16 protein-coding genes are annotated in these 21,020 nt (G+C 47.8%); 5 read left to right on the plus strand and 11 right to left on the minus strand.

The window, feature by feature from the left end; translation table 11 throughout:
* Window positions 1–20: 20 nt before the first annotated feature.
* Window positions 21–3,131, minus strand: coding sequence for a SusC/RagA family TonB-linked outer membrane protein (locus HMPREF9431_RS09685; protein WP_004381089.1), 3,111 nt, complete (start codon window positions 3,129–3,131; stop codon window positions 21–23).
* A gap of 464 nt (window positions 3,132–3,595) precedes the next feature.
* On the opposite strand from HMPREF9431_RS09685, the gene HMPREF9431_RS09695 reads away from it, so the two are divergent.
* On the plus strand, window positions 3,596–3,880 hold the full coding sequence (locus HMPREF9431_RS09695) for an integrase core domain-containing protein (protein WP_081463338.1): 285 nt from the start codon (window positions 3,596–3,598) through the stop codon (window positions 3,878–3,880).
* On the opposite strand, the gene HMPREF9431_RS09700 is transcribed toward HMPREF9431_RS09695, so the two are convergent.
* From HMPREF9431_RS09700 to HMPREF9431_RS09715, 4 genes are read right to left on the minus strand one after another with little or no spacing between them, the layout of a single operon-like run.
* A complete protein-coding gene (locus HMPREF9431_RS09700) occupies window positions 3,881–4,222 on the minus strand; it encodes a glycosyltransferase family 2 protein (protein WP_004381091.1) in 342 nt (113 codons plus the stop codon). It lies immediately after the preceding gene.
* A 24-nt stretch (window positions 4,223–4,246) separates the two neighbouring features.
* The gene (locus tag HMPREF9431_RS09705) at window positions 4,247–5,605 is read right to left on the minus strand and encodes a pepsin/retropepsin-like aspartic protease family protein (RefSeq protein WP_004381092.1); all 1,359 of its coding nucleotides are present in this window, start codon (window positions 5,603–5,605) and stop codon (window positions 4,247–4,249) included.
* 48 nt (window positions 5,606–5,653) lie between these two features.
* Window positions 5,654–7,057, minus strand: coding sequence for a retropepsin-like aspartic protease (locus HMPREF9431_RS09710; protein ID WP_004381093.1), 1,404 nt, complete (start codon window positions 7,055–7,057; stop codon window positions 5,654–5,656).
* Window positions 7,058–7,108: 51 nt separating this feature from the next.
* A complete protein-coding gene (locus HMPREF9431_RS09715; protein ID WP_262502406.1) occupies window positions 7,109–7,393 on the minus strand; it encodes an integrase core domain-containing protein in 285 nt (94 codons plus the stop codon).
* A gap of 122 nt (window positions 7,394–7,515) precedes the next feature.
* On the opposite strand from HMPREF9431_RS09715, the gene HMPREF9431_RS09720 reads away from it, so the two are divergent.
* From HMPREF9431_RS09720 to HMPREF9431_RS09730, 3 genes are all read left to right on the plus strand, one after another.
* The gene (locus HMPREF9431_RS09720) at window positions 7,516–9,078 is read left to right on the plus strand and encodes an AraC family transcriptional regulator (RefSeq protein ID WP_004381094.1); all 1,563 of its coding nucleotides are present in this window, start codon (window positions 7,516–7,518) and stop codon (window positions 9,076–9,078) included.
* A gap of 328 nt (window positions 9,079–9,406) precedes the next feature.
* Window positions 9,407–10,744, plus strand: a complete 1,338-nt coding sequence (locus HMPREF9431_RS09725; protein ID WP_004381095.1) for an ATP-binding protein — start codon at window positions 9,407–9,409, stop codon at window positions 10,742–10,744.
* Between the two features lie 140 nt (window positions 10,745–10,884).
* Window positions 10,885–12,231 (plus strand): MATE family efflux transporter, encoded by a 1,347-nt coding sequence (locus tag HMPREF9431_RS09730; RefSeq protein ID WP_004381096.1) that lies wholly within the window; start codon window positions 10,885–10,887, stop codon window positions 12,229–12,231.
* On the opposite strand, the gene HMPREF9431_RS09735 is transcribed toward HMPREF9431_RS09730, so the two are convergent.
* The 5 genes from HMPREF9431_RS09735 to leuS form a co-directional block, all read right to left on the minus strand.
* A complete protein-coding gene (locus HMPREF9431_RS09735) occupies window positions 12,173–13,636 on the minus strand; it encodes an oligosaccharide flippase family protein (protein ID WP_004381097.1) in 1,464 nt (487 codons plus the stop codon). The genes HMPREF9431_RS09730 and HMPREF9431_RS09735 overlap by 59 nt on opposite strands.
* A gap of 8 nt (window positions 13,637–13,644) precedes the next feature.
* Complete coding sequence (gene porZ, locus HMPREF9431_RS09740; protein ID WP_004381098.1) at window positions 13,645–15,642, minus strand: type IX secretion system anionic LPS delivery protein PorZ; 1,998 nt, start codon at window positions 15,640–15,642, stop codon at window positions 13,645–13,647.
* A 36-nt stretch (window positions 15,643–15,678) separates the two neighbouring features.
* Window positions 15,679–16,281, minus strand: a complete 603-nt coding sequence (locus tag HMPREF9431_RS09745) for a non-canonical purine NTP diphosphatase (RefSeq protein ID WP_004381099.1) — start codon at window positions 16,279–16,281, stop codon at window positions 15,679–15,681.
* Window positions 16,278–17,252, minus strand: coding sequence for a YitT family protein (locus tag HMPREF9431_RS09750; protein ID WP_004381100.1), 975 nt, complete (start codon window positions 17,250–17,252; stop codon window positions 16,278–16,280). Before HMPREF9431_RS09750 ends, HMPREF9431_RS09745 begins: the two co-directional genes overlap by 4 nt.
* A 72-nt stretch (window positions 17,253–17,324) precedes the next feature.
* Window positions 17,325–20,180 carry a leucine--tRNA ligase gene (gene leuS / locus HMPREF9431_RS09755; protein WP_004381101.1) on the minus strand — a complete coding sequence of 952 codons (2,856 nt, stop codon included), beginning with the start codon at window positions 20,178–20,180 and terminating at the stop codon, window positions 17,325–17,327.
* Between the two features lie 313 nt (window positions 20,181–20,493).
* Here leuS and HMPREF9431_RS13275 point away from each other — a divergent pair, with 313 nt between their 5' ends.
* Window positions 20,494–20,664 carry a hypothetical protein gene (locus tag HMPREF9431_RS13275; RefSeq protein ID WP_004381103.1) on the plus strand — a complete coding sequence of 57 codons (171 nt, stop codon included), beginning with the start codon at window positions 20,494–20,496 and terminating at the stop codon, window positions 20,662–20,664.
* Between the two features lie 180 nt (window positions 20,665–20,844).
* Here HMPREF9431_RS13275 and HMPREF9431_RS13010 read toward each other — a convergent pair whose 3' ends face one another.
* Window positions 20,845–20,949, minus strand: coding sequence for a smalltalk protein (locus HMPREF9431_RS13010; RefSeq protein WP_004381104.1), 105 nt, complete (start codon window positions 20,947–20,949; stop codon window positions 20,845–20,847).
* Window positions 20,950–21,020 lie beyond the last annotated feature (71 nt).

Genomic DNA, 21,020 nt, shown 5'->3' on the forward strand with positions numbered 1-21,020 from the left:
TGTCAATTTAAATTAAATCGTTAGAAACCAACTTGTAAACCAAATGAGATTGAAGTTGGAATAGGATAGTTCCAATTTGGGTTCTCAGGATCTGAACAAGTCAGACTGCTACTCTTGATAGTCAAGAGATTTTGGCCAGAGAGATAAATGCGAGCATTGCTCATCATGAGCTTTGAAAGCACAGCCTTAGGCAGATTATAACCTATTTGCAATGTGCGCAACTTTAAATAAGAGCCATTCTCAACATAATAAGATGAGGCACGACCTTCATCAGCACTGTTCCTGATGGTCAATGCAGGAATGGTTGACGAGGTGTTATTCGTTGTCCATGCATCCAGCATACGACTTCCTTTGTTTGAACCTGGGTCGGTGATGCTCCAGAAATCGGTTTGGAACTTCTGATTATTGTAAACATCCTGGTTGCAGACACCTTGCCAAAACATCGTGAGATCAAAGCTCTTATAGGCGAGCACAATGTTCAAACCATAAGAGAAAGCAGGAACAGGATTGAAGATCCAGGTTTGATCAGCTGAAGTGATTTTGTGGTCACCATCCAAATCTTTGTATTTCAAACCACCTACGCGTGCATTGTCTTGTCCCGACAAGTTCACTTCGTTCTGGTTCTGATAGAGCCCATCTACAACGTAACCCACGATAGAGCCGTAGGGCTTATGGGATTGAACGAGATTTTCCTTTGTCGTGTGGGCATAAGAACCTGTTGTTGAAGGAGGCAGACTGGTTACGCGGTTACGGAAGAAGTCAAGACTTCCGTTGACGTCGATGCCTAAGCCATTGGCTAAGGTCTTGCGATAACCTAAAGCAAATTCCATACCCCAGTTACGCAATGACGGTCCGTTGCTCCAGGTTGCTCCACCTTCGCCCATAGCACCAAGATAAGCAGGATTGATCAACATGTCGCTCACATTCTTAATGTAGGCATCGACACTACCATAGAGCGAACCAGCGAGGAGCATATAGTCAACACCAAGATTATATTGTGTTGCTGTTTCCCATTTCAGGTTTGGATTAGCTGTTTGAATAGCCCTATAGCCCGAAGGGTACGTGCCTGAACCAGCCATGCGAAGGTCATAGGCAGTCGAACTGACGCGATCCAAACCATAATCGCGAACGTAAAGGCCAAATTGTGCATTATTGTCAATGGCCTGGTTACCCGTCTTACCCCAAGAAAGACGCAGTTTCAAATCGTCAAGCCAATCTTTCTTTAACAGCTGAGATATGCGAAAACCTACTGATGCTGCAGGGAAAGTACCCCAGCGATGATTAGCGCCAAAGCGCGAAGAGCCATCATAACGAATAGTGAATGAGGCCAACAGCAAATCCTGGAAATTATAATCGAGTTTGCCAAAGAATGAAGCTAAGCGATAACCCACCTTGGCACCACTATTGCGCATGGTGCCGGTAGCGGCATTTGGCCACATGTAATCAACATCTTCTAAGGCATAATCTTCTGAATAAGCACTGAAGTCAACAACACTTTGCTTATTGATTTCTGAACCTGCGAGAATGGAGAATTTATGCTGTTGGACACCAAAATTATAGTTTAACGTGTTCGCCCAAGTGTAGTTCACATTGTTGGTCTGACCGAGGTTCGTTTTAGCGAGATTGTTTTTCACAACGTCTGAAGTGAAAGTGTGGGTGAGTGAATTGATGAAAGAAGTGGTGAAATCAAGTCCGAAATTAGAGCGGAACACCAAATTCTTCATCGGTTTAATGTCCACGAAGGCATTACCAAATACACGCCAATAGTCCAAATGGTTGTCTTTATTATGGAATTCTTCGCGAACAGGGTTCTGTCGGTCGCTCATTCCCCCTACTGGACCTGCAAAGGTGATGCCATCAATTTCGTAAACCGGCACGGTTGGTGCCATTTTTAGTGCATTTTCCATCGGCGCACAATCCACTTGCTTGGTGTAAGTGAGGGTAAAGTTCTCACCGACGGTAACAATTTTGTTCACATTATAAGTGGCATTCATACGTGCCGAGATATTTTGGAAATCCGTATATTTCAAAATACCATCGTTCTTCTTATATCCTAAAGAGAACATCGCCGAATGTTTGTCGTTTGCATGCGATAAAGAAACATTGTAGTTGCGTGCAAAACCCGTTCTGGATATTTCATCTACCCAGTCGGTGTCCGAGAAACGCATCGTCTTTCGGCTATTGATGAAGCCATCGTAACGACCATTTACCGTGTAATTCACATATTTAGCTTGTGCCGGATCCCAAACCCTAATCGGCGTTCCGCTTGTGGCATTGATGTCCAGTCCATAGTTCTGCGCATAGATAGCGGGGTCTATTCCGTCATTAAGAGCTGCCTGAACCATGGCTGTGGCATATTGCTGTGTGTTGCTCAACTTCATCTTCGACTGACTGGTATAGAATTGTGCGGTGAGATTGGTTGAGAAATCCACCTTCACTTTATCCCCCTTCTTTCCTTGTTTGGTAGTGATAATGATAACACCATTCGCAGCACGCGAACCATAGATAGAGGCCGAAGCCGCATCTTTCAACACTTGCATGCTTTCAATGTCGTTGGCATTGAGCGAGTTGAGGGCTGAATTCGTGGGAACACCATCCACAATGTAAAGCGGATCTTGCGAAGTGTTGAATGAGCCGATACCGCGTATTCTCACGGTCCCGGCACCACTGGGCGAGCCATTCACGGTGATGTTCATGCCAGGCACCTTTCCTTGTAATGCACGCATGGGGTCTGTGTCGGACGAAGTCTTTAGCGCATCAGTCGAAACCACGGCAACCGAACCTGTTAAGTCGGCCTTACGTTGCTTCGTGTAACCCGTCACCACCACTTCATTCAATTGCTTAGCATCTTCTTTCAAGATGATTCTCTGATTCGGAGAAGCCTTCACTTCCTGATGGGCATAGCCAATGTAGGACACCACGAGTGTCGAACCTGCCTTTGTCTGCAGTTTGAAGTTACCATTAATGTCGGTGATGGCGCTGTTCTTCGTACCTTTTTCCATAACAGAGGCACCAATAATCGGTTCGCCATTCGCATCGACAACTGTTCCTGTAAATTCTGTCTGCGCATAAATCAAGGCGCAACAGAACGTGAGCAATGAGCTCAAAACGAGTCGTTTCAGATTGTTCATTATTATAAATATTGATTGTTAAAATTGACTTCAGCTATTTCTTGTCCCCAGTAAAGCTGTTGATCTGGAGCATGGAGCTTCATGCTTAAAGCCGACGGGGTGTTTTGATAACACTGCAAAGATAGCAGATGGCAAAAACAATGATTCGCAATAATAGTTCAAAATATAAAAAATTCGTTACATGTAACAAATGTTTCATCATTTGTTCTAAATGTGCTAAAAACTTATTCCGTCTACGATTGCAGCAGCACAGATTTCCCCCTGATGGCCCGTTAGTGGGATTTCATGCCGAAAGAAAACAGACTTTCCCCCAAGTTGGTGGTTAGAATTTTTACAGATATGATTTGCTTGTTGGACAAATTGGACGCCGTCTTGTCCAAGGCGCAGCTGTCTACTTCGAACGAAGAAAGCCTACAATCTGACAACAAGAGAATGGAAGATCAACAGACAATAATCGTTTTCCCTTGCATCCGCAGACACAAGGAAAGATAGAACGATATCATCGATCAATGAAGAATGTGATAAAACTAAATCATTATTTCTGCCCCCCAGAATTAGAAAAGGCTATTGATGAGTGGGTGAAATACTATAATGAGAGGAGGTTTCATGAATCGTTGGATAATCTTACACCAAGAGATGTATATTTAGGCCAAGGGGAGAAAATCAAAAAGATAAGAGAAATAATAAAGCAAAATTCAATCAACAAAAGAATTTCTGAGAATAAAAAAATGAAATTACAGCATAAATAACTACATTTGCAGTTGTGCACTTTTATTTGACAACGTACAAAGCCAATCATCTTGATAAACTCTCATGTGAGCATCAAGCATAAGTACATATTCTGTCTGTGCTAACAATACGCCTTCATCCCTAGATGACGCAACCCCCACCCTGGTCTTATGCGCACGGTAAACACAATTGTAGGTCTGGGCAATCTTCTCATAATCGTACTTATCCGTAGATGCATCGTTTATCATAATAATATCGAAAGGTATCGTTGCATGCGATTTTATACTTTTGATAGTTTCTCCCACTTCGGATCCTTCATTTAAGAAAGGAATAATAAAAGTAATCGCTTTAGTTGACTCCATCTTTTATGATTTATCTAAAATACTCTATTTGGCAGATATTCCTTCTTTCCAACCTTTTATCTTCATCTGCTTAAAGTCAAAGACTATAGTTTGTCCTATTGATTGGAAGAAAGTCAAGCCTAATAGAACATCATAGCTAGTTGTTGTTTCTGGTACAATGTCTATTTTTTCCTTTGTATCTATTGGCCTACCATTAATAGTCAATGAAGGTGATTTTAATATTAAATTCGGAATAGAAACAGCATTACCATCAGTTGTTACATACATGCTCTTATTCCAATTTTCCGATGGAAACTGGTGCTTCTTATAGAACTTGTCACACATCTTAATATAAACAACATCACCTGTACTTATCTTTCCAATAGCTGTTTTTTTACTTATCGTAATTGGCATAAACAAATAAGGATAATCGACATATGCAAAATACATTTTTTCTTCTACATCTGCATTTGGAAGACTATCTACAGGAAAACTAATCTCCTGCCGTTTCCAGTCTATCGCTATCGTTTCTAACTGCCTGATAATAGGAAGTCCTATCTTTGGTTTATTTGCTTCAGCATAAATCTCCTTTATTCTTTTTGCCTCTTTCTTTGACAACTTATGCTTATCAATGCCTTTTGTAGGGGTGGCAACCTTCGAAACTAACGCAGGTACATTCTTAAATAGAATACTGCCAATACGAATAGAATCTAAGTAAACAACAGGGAAACCTGCTACACTATCCGCACCCACCACCAATCCCAATTGCTTAGCAACCTGATGCGTTATTATCATTGGATAAGGTGTCGCAGTCATCCATAAGCCTTCTAAAGATTTGTCGTTGACTTTAATCGGTGTCTTGAGAAGTGGCACTGCAGTAAACTTGATGGTTTGGCTTTTACCTTTGCGAATTGCATGTACTGGCGGTAATAAGTTCCGCTCTCTTAGGCGTTGTTCTCCGCTTGAGATTAGCTTTTCAACCGATTTATTATATTCCGCATCATTATAATAAGCCTTTTGGGAAAGATAATATTCTCGTTTCAGCCATTCTACATGCGATGCAGCCTTATCATGCATTCCTTCTGCCTTACAGAGGTTTAGGAGTTCACGAGAAAGATACAACACATCAGCACCATATGCCATCCAGTTATACCTTAAATTTTCATCTATCAAGCTGATTGCCAAACGATTTTGATTTTGGGCGATTGCTGCCAGTATTTGCTTATGAAGTTTGATAAAAGGTGAAACTGAATCTGTGTCAGTGAACAGCTGACACGCTTCCAAAAATCTTCCCTCAGTGATGAGCCCACCATATCGTTCCATTTTAGATTGATAGCTTTGTGCCATCGTGGAAATTGTACATAAAGCCAACAACCCTAATGTTAGTAAGCTAAATTTCTTCATACTCTTTATTTATAACTTATTTAAATTCCACTCGAAAACTTTTATTCTTTAGTGCAAGTGAATAGCATCACTTTTTCTCCAGATCTTTAATTTCATCTCTTTAAAATCTAACACCATTACTTCTCCCAAGGATTTGAAAAAAGGGTATCCCAATTGTACATCCCAGGATTTCATATCTTGGTCTTCATCTCTATAGCCTATTACTTTTAATCTTTCCTTAGGCAACAGTAATTGATTGGCATAAGTTAAAGAAGGTTTTACTAAGAACACATTTGTCGTATCACTCACCCCATACAAAGTAAGGCTATAGGAATGAGCATTTACATCTTTTATTGTAGAAAACCGCTTGGGATAAGCGTTTACCAAATTTTTATGCATATCTGCAAAGGTTGTACTGCCTATGTCAATCATTGCTAATGCCCTTACAGAATTTATGGAAAATGGTGTTATCAACTTTGAATACTTGACACCGGTAACAAACATTTGTTCTTGCAAGGTAGGGGCCGGTAACGTCTTCTTGGGAAAGAAGAAGCAATTATTTTTCCAGTCTATCCCTAGCTTCTCCAAATGCTTAATGACTGGCAACCCTATTATGGGAATATTCGAGGCCTCATACACCATTAAAGCATCATGAAGTTCTTTTTCAGATGCACGACGGTCATACAAGGCTGGAATAGGATTTACCATATCATGAATAAAAGCCGGAACATTGTAAAGGGTGAAATTGCCAATTATTAGAGAATCTACAATAATAAGCGGATCCTGTGCGTCCTTAGAATTAACGCTCTTATTTCTGTAATCAAGACCTAAGGCATCTGCATATCTATGAGGTATTAGCAAAGCGCCCTCTGACCCAGTATCCCATAAAAACATTTCCGAAGTCTGATTGATTTTCAAACGCGTTTTAATATGACTGTCAAGGATGAACTTTATTGGCTTAGGCTCACCCTTGCATACGATGCGCATTTGTGGTATCTTACGATTTTCTTCTAAGAACTTATATGTTTCTTCGATACATTTGCTAACCGCGTTATTAAGTGTTAGGTTCTGATAATATTGTAGCTGAGCAGGTGCATAGGTATTCTTCAGCCAATCATACTGACATTCTGCATCATCATACCTCCTTTCAGCAACATACAAATTCATCAAAAGGTTTGAAAACGACAGTGCTTCATCACCATACAATCTCCAATTAGTCCTAAGGTTTTTACACAACAGATCAATTGCCAAATCATAGCGATTCTTACCTACCTCTGTAAAAGCTTGAATTGCTAACTTGACGGAAGGGGCCACTGAATCCGTTGGGGCATATATTTGCCCCAACTCTGAAAATCGGCCAGAATTTAAAGCATCGAAAAATCGACTTAATTGTGCTTGTTTTTGCAATTGTGCGAGGCTCGGTCGAGATAATGCAAGAGTGGTCAATAAAATAAATAGGCGTAAATATTTCATATCCTATGTTTATGTACGTTGTCAAACAAAAGTGCACAACTGCAAATGTAGTTATTTATGCTGTAATATCATTCTTTTATTCTCAGAAATTCTTTTGTTGATTGAATTTTGCTTTATTATTTCTCTTATCTTTTTGATTTTCTCCCCTTGCCCTAAATATACATCTCTAGGTGTAAGATTATCCAACGATTCATGAAACCTCCTCTCATTATAGTATTTCACCCACTCATCAATAGCCTTTTCTAATTCAGAGGGACAGAAATAATGATTTAGTTTTATCACATTCTTCATTGATCGATGATATCGCTCTATCTTTCCTTGTGTCTGCGGATGCAAGATTTATCTAAAATAACCAACAAGCAATCTAATGACCGATTTGGGGGTAATTGCACAATTAGTTTTGATTTTAGCCATTTTAATGTTATCTTTGCCACATTCTTCTATAGCATCATCATCTAATGAAAAAATTATTTCCCTATATTCTTAGTTTCATTTTTGGTTTCACATCATTTTCTTGTGACACCAACACCCATCAACACTACGTCATTGGTGTGTCGCAATGTTCGGAAGATATTTGGCGCGACAAACTAAACCAAGAGCTCCAAACGGCCACCTACATGGAAGATGGCATCACAATAAAGTTTGCTTCGGCCGATGATAACGATAAACGGCAAATTCAACAGATAGAGCAATTCATCAGTGAGGGCGTCAATCTGCTCATCATCTCGCCCAATCAGGCCTATGCCATTACGCCTGTTGTCAACAAAGCAATGAAGAAAGGGATTCCTGTAATTCTCTTCGACCGTAAAACGGATGGTCACTACACCGCATTTATAGGTGCCGATAATGTGGAAGTGGGACGCCGAATGGGCGACTATGTGGCACGATTGGTGGGCGATCACGGAAAGGTGCTCGAGATCATGGGCTTAAAAGGGTCATCACCAGCGATTGAACGTCATCGAGGATTTATAGAAAGCCTCAGCAAGCATCCTGGTATTCAACTCGTGGCGAGCTTGCAAGGAGACTGGACGAGGGAGAGTGGAACGCGCGTAATGAAGCATTTCAAGCAACATGCCGAAACTGCCTGTGACGCCATAGCCTGTGTTTTTGCGCAAAACGACCGCATGGCTATGGGGGCACGCGAGGCCGGAGTCCTGCCTAAATCAACTGCATTCTGTGGTGTCGATGCACTTTCAGGGTCCAAAGGGGGCTTAAAACTTGTTGCCGACAGTGTGCTTTCGGCCTCTTACATCTATCCCACACGTGGCGACCTTGTGATGAAATTGGCCATGAACATCCTTCGCCATCGTCCTTATCAGAAAGAGAACGTCCTACAGTCGGCGCTCGTTACACCCGAAAAAGCACCGCTGATGCTCATGCAGGCTGATGAAATGGATATGCAACAGCAACGCATCAAAGACCTGCATCGGCGTCTCGATACGTTCTTCATGCGCTATCATCACCAAAAGGTGTATTTGCTCCTCACCATCATTATCCTTGTTTTGCTCATCGGTATCTTCATTTATGTCTATCGCATGACCCTTTACCGACATCGAATGACTGAAAAAAGCATCACAGAAAAACTGCATCACTACATGCAACTGCACGAGCAACGCAGTCAATTAGAGCGCCATCTCCACCCCAATGAAGAAGTGAAAGGCACTGAAGAACTTGATGGCGACACGGCATTCATGAATCTTCTCTTTGAATGTATCCTTAAGCATCTCGCCAATTCTGAGTTTAATGTTGAAATGTTGGCTTCGGAATTGGGCATGAGCCGTGTGCAACTCTATCGCAAGGTGAAAACAATCACAGAATCATCTCCTGTGGAAATCATTCGCATCACGCGCCTGCAACAGGCCGAACGACTGTTACGCCGAGGTGGAATGAACGTTTCTGAGGTCTCTTATCGCGTTGGCTTCTCGTCGCCTTCCTATTTCTCAAAATGCTATAAAGAGCACTTTGGCCACCTCCCAACAGAGTCAAATGTGAAGGAGAAGAAAATGGATGTGAGAGAATAAAAAACGGTAGTTCACCGATTTAGACCAATTTACCTTAGCACGCAATCCTGAGAAGAGGTCAACACTGTTCAATACTAAAACAGATGACGCTTGACTTCGTGTGGCGGTGATGCCTGTCTCATGCTATACCGGGTCGATAAACGCGCAGCACAACCGGTTGGTTCCGCCCACAACAATTTGGGGAAATGCAGCAAATGGGTGTAAAACAATTTGGGGAATTGCTACATTTCGTGTCGAAAAATTTCGGGGAAACGGTGCAAATCGGCATAAAACAATTTGGGGGAATGCAAATAAATGCCTATTTTTGCCTGAAAATAAGCATAAGACAATGGCACTACAATTCAAGAGAAAGTTATATCAACGCATGCTCAAGTGGAAGCAGGAGGAGCAAGGAGCTTCGGCATTGCTGATTAAAGGTGCGCGTCGTGTGGGCAAATCTACGCTGGCAGAATCCTTTGCTAAGGCTGAATATGAAACTTATTTGCTGATAGATTTCTCCATCGCATCGGCCGAAGTCCACGGTCTTTTCAGAGATTTTCCGGACATTGATTACCTTTTCCTGCGGCTACAATTATTATATGGTGTGTCCCTAACACCGCGGAAATCGGTCATTATCTTCGACGAAGTGCAGATGGAACCCTATGCGCGACAAGCCATTAAGCACTTGGTTAAAGACCGACGTTATGATTATATCGAGACAGGGTCGCTCATTTCTATCCGCCAAAACATCAAGGATATTGTGTTGCCGAGCGAAGAAACGCAGGTGTGTTTGTACCCCATGGACTACGAAGAGTTTCGATGGGCGTTGGGCGATGCTGCCACAATCCCTTTGTTGCAGCATAGTTTTCAACTGCAATTGCCTTTGGGCGATGGCGTGAATCGAAAGTTGATGCGCGACTTTCGGCTGTATATGCTCATCGGAGGTATGCCACAAGCCGTCGAGGCCTATCTGCAACACCGTGATTTGTCGCATGTTGATGACGTGAAACGACGCATCCTCTCACTCTATGAAGACGATTTTATGAAGCTCGATCCCACGGGGCGTACCTCACGATTGTTCCGGTTTATCCCACAACAGTTGGCGCAATCCTCCACCCGTTTCAAGGCACGTGGGGTCTTGGGCAACAGCGTTCGCCCCGCTATCTTGGAAGAAACCATTGCCAACATGGCCGACTCGATGACCGTCAACATCGCCTATCATGCCAACGACCCGCATGTTGGGCTGGCCATGCACGGCAGTATGGAGGCCTATAAGCTCTATATGGGCGACACAGGACTCTTTGTTACACAGGCATTTATGGATAAGGACGTGACCGAAAATGTAATTTATCAGAAGCTGTGGAGCGACAAGTTGAGCACCGATATGGGCTATGTCTATGAGAATGTGGTGAGCCAAATGCTCGTAGCTGCGGGCAACAACCTATTCTATTACACGTTTCCGAAGGACGCAAAGCACAACTATGAGGTGGATTTCATCTTGAGCCGGGGAGCAAAAGTGTGCCCCATCGAAGTGAAATCGTCTGGCTACAAGGCACACACCTCGTTGGATGCCTTCACCAAAAAATATGCCGATAGGGTGCAAAACCGCTACTTGCTCTATACAAAGGATGTGCGAAAGGATGGTACCCTGCTCTGCTTGCCCGTTTATATGACACTGTTTTTATAGTTCAGGTGTGTAGCCCACGAGCTCTTTCACATTCTTTATTTGTCCTCTCTACTGAAAAGTAGTACTTTTGTTGGTGCAATAGTTTTGTGACCGTGCGCATGTTTCGCCATGTCACACATGAGCGCATAACGGATAAAAAAATGCAGAAAGACGAGAATTATGTATTCCTCACGTCGGCACCCATACCGAAAGTGATTGGCACAATGGCCGTTCCCACCATCATTTCGATGCTGGTGACGAGCCTTTATAACATGGCCGACACCTATTTTGTGGGTAAAATCAACACACAAGCTACGGCTGCTGTGGGCATCGTGTTTTCGGTAATGTTTGTCGTTCAGGCCTTCGCGTTCTTCTTTGGCAACGGTGCCGGCACCTATATTGCACGCGAATTGGGTGCCGAGCGCAAGCAGAATGCCGAGCGAATGGCCAGCACGGCCTTGGCCTATGCCTTGTTTTTTGCCGCGATGATAGTGGTTCTCGGCCTGCTGTTTCTTCATCCCCTGTCCATCCTTTTAGGCAGCACGCCCACCATTCTGCCCTACACCAAGGACTATTTGGGCATTTCTTTGCTTGGCACACCTTTTATTATGGGTACCCTTTGCATGAACAATCAGATGCGCTATCAGGGTTATGCGCGCTACTCGATGTATGGGGTTGTGGTGGGAGCCGTCGTGAACTGCGTGCTCGATCCGGTGTTGATTTTCACGTGTGGCATGGGTGTTTCGGGTGCGGCCTGGGCTTCAGTGACCGGACAAATGATAGGCTTTTCGGTGATGTATCGCATGAGTTTGCATCCGCATATCATTCATTATCATTGGCAAAATGTGACGTTTCGTGGGAGCTTGGTGCGCGAGATTATCGCCGGAGGCACGCCCTCTTTGCTCAGACAAGGGTTGGCCAGCCTCTCCACTATCGCGCTGAATGTGGGCGCAGGTGGTTTTGGTGATGCCGCCATTGCAGGCATGAGCATTGTCAATCGCCTCACGATGTTCATCTTCAGCATGGTGGTTGGCTTGGGACAAGGCTATCAACCCATGTGCGGTTTCTGCTATGGTGCCCGACTTTATGACCGGGTGAAGGGCGGCTTTTGGTTCTGTGTGAAGGTGAGTGCCGTGTTCCTTGTGTGCATGGCCGTGCTGCTTTCGTTCTTCAGCAGCGAGGTCATCACCCTCTTTCGCGACGACATTCACGTGGTGAACGTGGGGGCTGCCGCCCTGCGCTATCAGCTGTTGACGATCATCTTCAGTGCCATCATCATTCCAGCCAACATGGTTACGCAGACGTGTCGCATGCCCATCCGTGCCAACATCCTTGCTGCGGCGCGCCAAGGGCTGTTCTTTGTGCCGCTCATCTTGGTGCTTCCCCACCATTTTGGGCTGTTGGGTGTGGAGATTAGTCAGCCCGTTAGCGACGTCGTTACCCTTCTTGTCACGCTGCCTTTGGTCTATCTTTCGTTGCGCGAAATGCCTTCCAGCAACGCCAACTGATGGTGCAGGATAGGCCAAAGGCACCCAAACCTATTGCCCAAGCTGCGGGTCCTGAACCCCAAAGGCAGCTCCATAGCGTCACGAGGAGCAGCAGAAATTGCACGCCAGCCCATCGCCATGTGGCACGATGCAGCATGAAGTGGTAGCGATGGTGGGTGAGGGCGAGCACCAACAGCGCCTCCAAGGCGGTGGCAAGGGCAATGGCATAGCCCACAAAGGTGAGGCCACCGAGCGCAAAGCCCATCGCGACGGCCGACACAAGCAGCACGGCCGATGCCCCTTCTTGCACGAGATAGAGCGCCGAATGGCCGCGCGAAAGGGCGATATATTCGATGGAGAGCGTGAAAATGCGAAAGAACATGGCCACCAAGCAGCCCCGCATCATGCCCATCATCGGCAGAAAAGCCTGACTGAAGAGCAGCGGAATGAGCCATGGCAACGCCATCATGAACCCCAACAGCAGGGGCGAAAGCAGCAAGATGCAAGCATTGATCTGCCGATTGACCAACAGATTGAGGCCTTTCCCGGCATGGCTCACGCCCGAGAGGCGCGGAAAATAGTCGGTCTCCATGGCATGAAACACCACCCCGGCATAGGTCATGGCCAGCATGGTGGCGGCATTATAGAGCCCCACCACGTGCACATCGCCTTGCCATTGCAGCCACCAACGCACGAGAAAGGCCGCCCCATTGGCCACCATCCCTGCGGCTACGAAGGCCAATCCCAAACGAAGGGTGGACCAACCGCGCCGCAACACGTCTTTGCTGAATGCCACCTTGTAGCCGAAACGCCGACAGCTGCAGCCCACAACGAGCAGCATTTGCACGCACGCTGCCACCAAAAGCACGGGCACAATGGCGCGCAACCCCCACTGATAGAAGCCAATGGCTGACACGATGACCATGAGCAGCATGTTCCAAACCGACAGCTTGGCCACGGCTTTCAGCTGGCGTGTGGCTTTCAGCACGGCCATTTCGCCGGCCGTGAGCACCGTCATGGGCACCACTACTGCCAGGGCAACGAGGGCAAAGGGTGGCAACAGGCTGAGCCAAGAGGCGTTGTGCCAGAGCAAAGCACCAAAAAAGCTCACCGCAAAGGCAAGGCCTGCGGCGAGCAAAGTCCAGGTGCGCAACGTGCAAAGTTGCTGCAAAAAGGCGGTTGGCTGCGGTTGTTCATAGGCCGAGGACAGCTGCTTCACGGCACTCATTGGCAGCCCTAAGCTCAAGGTGTCGCTGAGCAAGCTCACCCATGTGTTGCACATCGAGAGCACGCCCATGCCCGTTGTGCCGAGAAGCACGGCCACAAGTTTCGTGCGCACCACACCCATGAGGATGTTAAGGCTTTGCACACCGCCAAAAAGGGTGGTGGCTTTCAGGATGTGACGATAGCTGTTTGGGTTGCGCATGCGTTGGTTTAATTCACGATAGCCACCCGGCACACCACGCCTTTCGCACCATCGGGTGTGGCCACCTCAACGAGATAGATGCCCGAAGCCACGCGCTGTCCGTGCTGATTGGTGCCGTCCCAGCTGAAAAGGGCGCCGTTGCTGCGGCCTTGTTTCACCAATCTTCCGTCGACGGTGGTAATCTTCACGTCGCTGTTGTCCATCAGTCCCACGATGTTTATCGGCCCTGTGTAGCCCGGTTCTACGGGGTTGGGGTAGGCATAGACCTGGTCTTTTTGCAGCGCATCGGCCGAGAGAAAGGCCTCACTCTGCACCGAACAGAGGCCGGCTGCGGTGCCGATGTAGAGCGTTCCGGTGGTGTTGTCGAAGGCAAGGCTCTCAATGGCGTTCGAAAGGAGAGGGCTGTTTTCGGCCGTGTAGTGGGCTAATTGGCGTTGGTTGTCGCTGCTCACGAGGTAGAGGCCGTTGCTTTGCGTGGCCATCCACTTGCGGTTGGCGTTGTCGATGACGATATTTGTGATGTCGACACCGCTGAGAAGATAGTCGGCAAGGGTAGTTCCGTCGTTGCGAGGAATTTTGATTTGCTCGAAGATGGGGTTAGCCTTTTGCGCTTCTTCGGGCGAGAGAACGAGCGGCCCCACATTGGTTCCCACCCAGAGGTTGCCCATTTTGTCGCGGGCTATGCAGCGCACATACCACAAGTTGTCCACCGTTTGCCCATCCTGGTTGACGAAAGTGGTGAACGAGGTGATGCGCTCGGTGGCCGCATCAACGCGATAGAGCGACGGACGTGTCCAGTTGTCGTTGACCAACCACAGTGCGTCGGGGGTGAAAAATTGCAGCTGTCGGCCGTTGGCTAAGCTGCGTTGGCCAAAAGTCATGAAGGCATTGAGCTGCGGATGGTGCCACTGTTGGCCGTCGAAACGCAGCAAGGAGGCCGTGAGCGACTGGCTATTGAAGAGCCAAAGCTGCCCCGTGGCATCGAATTTCACGCCCGTAACCAACTGATATTCGCGGTCGTTGTTGGCCGTGGCGGTGCCGATGGGCGAGTTGCTGTCGTTATAAAAAGCCTTCAGACGGCCGTTTTGAAACTCGTAAAGACCGTTGCGTGCGCCGGCAAAGAGATGGTTTTCGTCGCGCGGATCGATGTCGATGGCACACACATCCTGATAATGTAAATGGGTTAGGGGTTGAATGTCGGTCTCACCTGCATACACCTGCCAGCGCCCTTCGTGCATCACTTGCACGCAACCCGGTCGGAAGGGTTCGCTTTTGCCGCCGCAGGTGTAGAGCCGTTGGTTGTGAAAGCGCATGAACCCAAAGTGGTTGTAGGCCGGACCATCGGGCGAAACCTGCGCCACCTTCGCCCACAATGCCGTGTTGTCGACGGGTGTTTGTGCCACGAAAGTGCCCGTGTGCTGCCACGAGAGCGGGTCGGCGAGGTTGCTGTTGAGCGGGCATTGCAACATTCCTGCCGTGGGACTGGCGGCCTTGAGCAGCTGTTGTTCCACCCAACAATAGGCCACCGGGAGCGAAAGGTTGTAGGTGTCGCTCACCTCGGCGCGTGCCACATTGAGGCGAACGATGCCAAAGCCTGTGGCGAGGAAGGCGTCGTTGCCGTATTGACAGATGCTGTTCACGGTTTTATCGGCCGTGAGCCGGGCATCGCGATAGGCACTCAAGTGGGTCACTTGCCCATCGTCGTCGAGCAAATCGATGTTGGCATTGACATAGACCACCACGAGGCGGTGGGCCGAAGTGTTGTAGCTGATGTGGGCAATGGCGGCATCGGCGAGGCCATTCACCTTGTCGAAGGTGCGGATGCTACGGTCGTTGGGGTGATAGGCATAGAGCCCTTGCGAGGCCAACACATAGAGGAGGTTGCGATGTGCCTGCGCTATTTCTTGTTTTTGTTGATAGGAGAGGTAGTTTTTCCAAACGGGTGTCTGGGCAAAAAGCCCGGCGTTGAGCGAAAGAAAAACAAGGAGATTGGTGAGCTTTTTCATCGTTTTTAGCCTGCAAAGTGCATCGTTTTCGTGACTTTATCGGCCTGTTTTCAAGAAAAGAGCCAGCTGTTCGACGGCGCGTGCACGATGACTGATTTTGTTTTTAATGGTTTCTCCCAACTCGGCAAAGCTCTGATCATAGCCGTCGGGGATGAAGATGGGGTCGTAACCGAAGCCCTCTTGCCCGTGTTTCTCGGTGGCAATGTGGCCTGTGACGATGCCTTCGAACTGATGCTCGATGGGCTTTTGGGGATGGTTCTCGTCGACTTGCAACAACGAGATGACGGTGCGAAATCGGGCGTTGCGGTGGGGCTCGCCGGCCAATTCACCAAGCAGTTTGCGCATGTTGGCCTCGCTGTCGTGACCCGCTCCGCCTGCATAACGTGCGCTGTAAACGCCGGGTGCGCCATGGAGTGCCTCCACTTCCAGGCCCGTGTCGTCGGCAAAGCAGCTCAATCCATAGTGTTCGAACACATAGGCCGCCTTGATGCGGGCGTTCTCTTCGAGCGTTTTGCCCGTCTCGGGAATGTCGACTGTGCAGCCAATGTCGCTGAGTGACACGATTTCGATGCTGCTGCCGAGGATGCTTTTAATCTCGCTCAGCTTGTGGGCGTTGTTGGTTGCGAAGACAATTTTCATGCTTGTTCCTTTTGTTGTTGCTGCAATCGTTGCTGATGGAGCTTTTTATTGATTTTCACTTTCATCTCGTCGAAGCCTTCACCATAAACGCCGACGACGCTACTTTGGCTGACGAAGGCGCGCGGATCGATGAATTTGATGAGGCGGAAGATGGTGGTGCTTTCGAATTTCTTGGCCAGCACGCAGAGCACTTTCACTTCTTTTCCCGTGTACCAGCCGTGCCCATCGAGAATGGTTACGCCGTGACCGGTCTCGGTTCCGATGGCTTCGGCCAGCTCTTGATACTTGCTTGAGAAGATGAGAAACTGCACACTCTCGCGCCGGGCATTCATGATATAGTCCAAAGAGAAGTTCTCAAGGGTCATCACACAGAGGCCGAACATCACTTTGTGGGCACGCTCTAAATAGGTACCGAAGGCCGGAAAGAACATGCAACTGCCGATGATGCAGAAGTCAATGGCAATCAAAACGCGTCCCAACGAGATGTCGTGATACTTGTTTACGGAGGCGGCGATGATGTCAGATCCGCCGGTTGAGCCGTTATGCAGGAACACTGTGGAGAGCGCTACGCCTGTTAATACGCAACCAATGATCATCGACATGAAGTCTTGTCCCGGTCCAAGCAGCTGAATAGGTAGCCCATTGGGTTGCTTGGGCACGATGGCTTGCATGAGGGTGATGAGGATAGCGAGCAGCAGAATGGCGTAGATGGTTTTCACCATGAACTTAAATCCCAAGATGAACAGCGCCATAATGAGCAACAGCCCGTTGATGATGATGTAGGTGTATTGCATGTGGAAGCCGGTGGCATAATAGATGATGGCCGACATTCCGGTGGCTCCTCCTGCCACAATCTGATAGGGCATGAGGAAGAGTACGAATGAGATGGTGTAGATGAGTAGGCCTAACGAGATGAAAAAATAGTCTTTCACCTCGCTCCATACTTGTTGTTTTTGCAGGTTGCTTGTCATTGTTTGAGGATGTTCAAGGGGGAATGATGAAGCCGTGAAAAGCCCGTTTGTGGGGGCTTTTCACGGCAAGGATTATTTCATTACGATGTTTACGATTTTCTTGGGCACGATAATCACTTTCACAATGGTCTTGCCTTCTAAATACTTTTGGCTGCGTTCGTCGGCCTTTGCCTCGGCTTCGATGGTGGCATTGTCGGCATCTGCGGGGAAAACCTTTTGGAAACGTGCCTTGCCATTGAAGCTGATGGTGAGCTGTATCTCGCTCTCTACCAAATAGCTTTCGTTGGCTTTGGGCCACGAAGCATCGCAAACGGTGGTCGAATGGCCTAAGGCATGCCACAGTTCTTCGGCGATGTGGGGAGCGAATGGTGCCAACACCACCACCACATCTTGCAGCACTTGGCGGCTGTGGCATTGCTGTTGGCCCAGCTCATTGACGGCAATCATGAAGGCCGATACAGAGGTGTTGTAGCTGAAGCGCTCCATATCCTCGCTCACCTTCTTGATGAGTTTATGCAAAGTCTTGAGGTTTTCCTTCGTGGGCTGGCTGTCATCGGCGAGCAAAGCATCGCTGTTGCGGCCATAGAAGAGTGCCCATAGCTTCTTGAGGAAGCGGAAACAGCCGTCGATACCATTGGTGTCCCAGGGCTTACTCGCCTCTACCGGACCGAGAAACATCTCGTAAAGGCGTAGCGTGTCGGCGCCATATTCGGCAATGATGTCGTCGGGGTTGACCACGTTGTGCATGCTCTTCGACATCTTTTCAACCGCCCATCCGCAGTGATATTGTCCTTCTTCGAGCACAAACTCGGCCTGTTCGTATTCGGGTCGCCATGCTTTGAAGGCGTCAACGTCGAGGATATCGTTCTTCACCAAGCCCACCCACACGTGAATGGGCGTGGTGTCGTATTGGTCTTTCAGCCCCTTTGACACGAAAACGGGTGCCTTGTCTTTCGCCATGTCGTTCACACGATAGACAAAGTTCGACCGGCCTTGTATCATTCCTTGATTGACTAACTTCTCAAAGGGTTCCTCTTTGCAGCTCACACCATAGTCGAAAAGGAACTTATTCCAAAAGCGACTGTAAATCAAGTGGCCCGTAGCATGCTCCGTTCCGCCCACATAAAGGTCGACATTCTGCCAATAATGGTCGGCTTTCTCGCCCACAAGAGCCTGCGTGTTGTGCGGATCCATGTAGCGAAGGTAATAGGCTGAGCTGCCTGCAAAGCCCGGCATGGTGTTCAATTCCAAGGGGAACACCGTCTGTTGGTCAATCCGCTCGTTCTCCACCACGCATTGATTGGCCTCGTCCCACGCCCATTTCTTCGCACGTCCCAAAGGCGGTTCGCCACTTTCTGTGGGTTGATATTTGTCGATTTCGGGCAGTTCGAGGGGCAGACAAGCCTCGGGAATCATGTAGGGAAGTCCATTTTTATAATAAACGGGGAAGGGTTCGCCCCAATAACGCTGCCGTGAGAAGATGGCATCGCGCAGACGATAGTTCACTTTTACGCGGCCAAGACCGTGGCGGGTGACATATTCTTTGGTATAGGCTATGGCCTCTTTCACCGTTTTTCCATTCAGGGTGAAGTCCTCAAACACGGCTTTTCCGTCGCGGGGCGAGTTCATCACGATACCTTCTTTTGCGTCGAAGCTCTCGTTTTCCACATCGGCGCCCTCAATAAGTGGCACGATGGGCAGGTTGAAATGCTTGGCAAAGGCATAGTCGCGACTGTCATGTGCGGGCACAGCCATCACGGCTCCGGTGCCATAGCCCGCCAAAACATACTCCGAAATCCAAATGGGTATCTCCTCACCCGTGAAGGGATTGACGGCATAGCTGCCTGTAAACACGCCCGTCACCTTGCGATCACTCATGCGATCGAGCTCGGTGCGCTTCTTCACATAGTCCAAATAGGTGGCCACTTCGGCCTGTTTCTCGGGCTTGGTGAGCGTGCCAACGAGTTCGCTTTCGGGTGCCAACACCATGAAGGTGACGCCAAAGATGGTGTCGACGCGGGTGGTGAAAATGGTGATTTCGCGTGCCTCGCCGGCCACTTTAAACGCAATCTCGGTACCTTCAGAGCGCCCAATCCAGTTGCGTTGCGTCTCTTTGATGGCATCGGTCCAGTTCACTTTGTCTAAACCCTCCAACAAACGCTGGGCGTAGGCCGACGTGCGCAGACACCATTGCTGCATCTTTTTCTGAATCACGGGGTAGCCCCCACGCTCGCTAACACCGTTAACCACCTCATCGTTGGCAAGCACTGTGCCCAATTCGGGGCACCAGTTGACCATCGTTTCGCCCAAGTAGGCGATGCGATAGTTCATCAACGTGCGCTGCTGTTGCGCTTCATCATAGGTTTTCCACTCGGCAGCCGTGAACGAAAGTTCCTCACTTTGCGCCACGTGTAGCCCCGCAGTGCCATCAGTTTCAAAATGCTTCACGAGCAAATCGATGGGCAATGCCTTTTGCTGGTCGTTGTCGAAATAGCTCGAAAACATCTTCTCGAACGCCCATTGTGTCCAGTGATAATAGGCCGGATCGCAGGTTCTCACCTCACGACTCCAGTCAAATGAGAACCCAATCTTGTCCAACTGCTCGCGATAGTGCGCGATGTTGGTCTCGGTAGTGAGTGCAGGATGCTGCCCAGTCTGTATGGCATATTGCTCAGCAGGCAATCCATAGGCGTCATAACCCATGGGGTTGAGCACGTTAAAGCCTTGCTGCCGCTTGTAACGGGCATAGATGTCGCTGGCAATATAGCCTAAAGGATGGCCCACATGCAAGCCGGCTCCCGAGGGATAGGGGAACATGTTGAGCACATAAAACTTGGTCTTCGAGGCGTCTTCAACCACCTTATAGGTCTGTTGTTCGCGCCAGACTTTCTGCCATTTTTTCTCTATTTCACTGAAGTTATAATCCATTCTTCCGATTGTTTGATGGGGCTTGTGGCACCTTCGCGCCTTCACCTTAATATAATATGTTCGCAAAGGTAAGGCTTTTCGTGCATAATGCAAAAGTAAAGCGCGAAAAAGCGCAAAAAAACCTCCTTTGCTCTCTGTTGTTCTTGCACTGCTCTCATGCCGGGATGAGTGTCCCATGGAAATATAAATCGCATGCTTCTGCTGCGGTTATTCCGGTTTAATCTTCGCCAATATCTTATGCGGTGTTTGTTGATTACACGAAAAAAGATTATCTTTGCATAGCTATTCATCGTTATGATTAAACTTTTTATAGATGAAACAAACGATAGATACCTATAGGCTGACAAGCATGGAGGAACCCACAGAGGCTTTCTTGTCGCAGATTATGCGCGAAGCTGCTGAAGAAGCAGCACAATCAAATCATGCTGCCACGCGCTTGTTTTTTGATCAGTTGCGACAGGCTGCCGCAAAAGTAGATGCGTGATAAAACGCCATTTCAGTCGAATCTTCTCGTCAAAACGTATAAGTGCATGAGGGAGAAGGTGGTATGAAGGCGGCTATAGCCCGTAGTAGGAGCTTATGGTCACACTTTTATTTTAAAAACCTCCCCCACTTTTAAACCTTAAAAGCAGGGGAGGCGTTGTTATCGGCTTGCGAAAGGGATTCACTCGCCCAACTCTTTGGCTCCCAAAGCGCCTAAGATGGCGGTGGCCAAAGTGATGATAATCTTGATAACAACTTTCCAATCGTCAGTTCTAAACTTGCTCATTTCTATTTGATTATTAAGGTGAAACATGATTTTAAGAAAGGCTTTGCTCTCCAATGACGGTGCCCTGGGGA

This window comes from Segatella oulorum F0390 (assembly GCF_000224615.1).
Lineage (GTDB): Bacteria > Bacteroidota > Bacteroidia > Bacteroidales > Bacteroidaceae > Prevotella > Prevotella oulorum.

Excerpts from the sequence above, each read along its gene's own strand:
- HMPREF9431_RS09685 (WP_004381089.1), bottom strand. The coding sequence starts at position 3,131 with ATGAACAATCTGAAACGACTCGTTTTGAGCTCATTGCTCACGTTCTGT.
- HMPREF9431_RS09700 (WP_004381091.1), bottom strand. The coding sequence starts at position 4,222 with ATGGAGTCAACTAAAGCGATTACTTTTATTATTCCTTTCTTAAATGAA.
- HMPREF9431_RS09705 (WP_004381092.1), bottom strand. The coding sequence starts at position 5,605 with ATGAAGAAATTTAGCTTACTAACATTAGGGTTGTTGGCTTTATGTACA.
- HMPREF9431_RS09710 (WP_004381093.1), bottom strand. The coding sequence starts at position 7,057 with ATGAAATATTTACGCCTATTTATTTTATTGACCACTCTTGCATTATCT.
- HMPREF9431_RS09720 (WP_004381094.1), top strand. The coding sequence starts at position 7,516 with ATGAAAAAATTATTTCCCTATATTCTTAGTTTCATTTTTGGTTTCACA.
- HMPREF9431_RS09725 (WP_004381095.1), top strand. The coding sequence starts at position 9,407 with ATGGCACTACAATTCAAGAGAAAGTTATATCAACGCATGCTCAAGTGG.
- HMPREF9431_RS09730 (WP_004381096.1), top strand. The coding sequence starts at position 10,885 with ATGCAGAAAGACGAGAATTATGTATTCCTCACGTCGGCACCCATACCG.
- HMPREF9431_RS09735 (WP_004381097.1), bottom strand. The coding sequence starts at position 13,636 with ATGCGCAACCCAAACAGCTATCGTCACATCCTGAAAGCCACCACCCTT.
- porZ (WP_004381098.1), bottom strand. The coding sequence starts at position 15,642 with ATGAAAAAGCTCACCAATCTCCTTGTTTTTCTTTCGCTCAACGCCGGG.
- HMPREF9431_RS09745 (WP_004381099.1), bottom strand. The coding sequence starts at position 16,281 with ATGAAAATTGTCTTCGCAACCAACAACGCCCACAAGCTGAGCGAGATT.
- HMPREF9431_RS09750 (WP_004381100.1), bottom strand. The coding sequence starts at position 17,252 with ATGACAAGCAACCTGCAAAAACAACAAGTATGGAGCGAGGTGAAAGAC.
- leuS (WP_004381101.1), bottom strand. The coding sequence starts at position 20,180 with ATGGATTATAACTTCAGTGAAATAGAGAAAAAATGGCAGAAAGTCTGG.
- HMPREF9431_RS13275 (WP_004381103.1), top strand. The coding sequence starts at position 20,494 with ATGAAACAAACGATAGATACCTATAGGCTGACAAGCATGGAGGAACCC.
- HMPREF9431_RS13010 (WP_004381104.1), bottom strand. The coding sequence starts at position 20,949 with ATGAGCAAGTTTAGAACTGACGATTGGAAAGTTGTTATCAAGATTATC.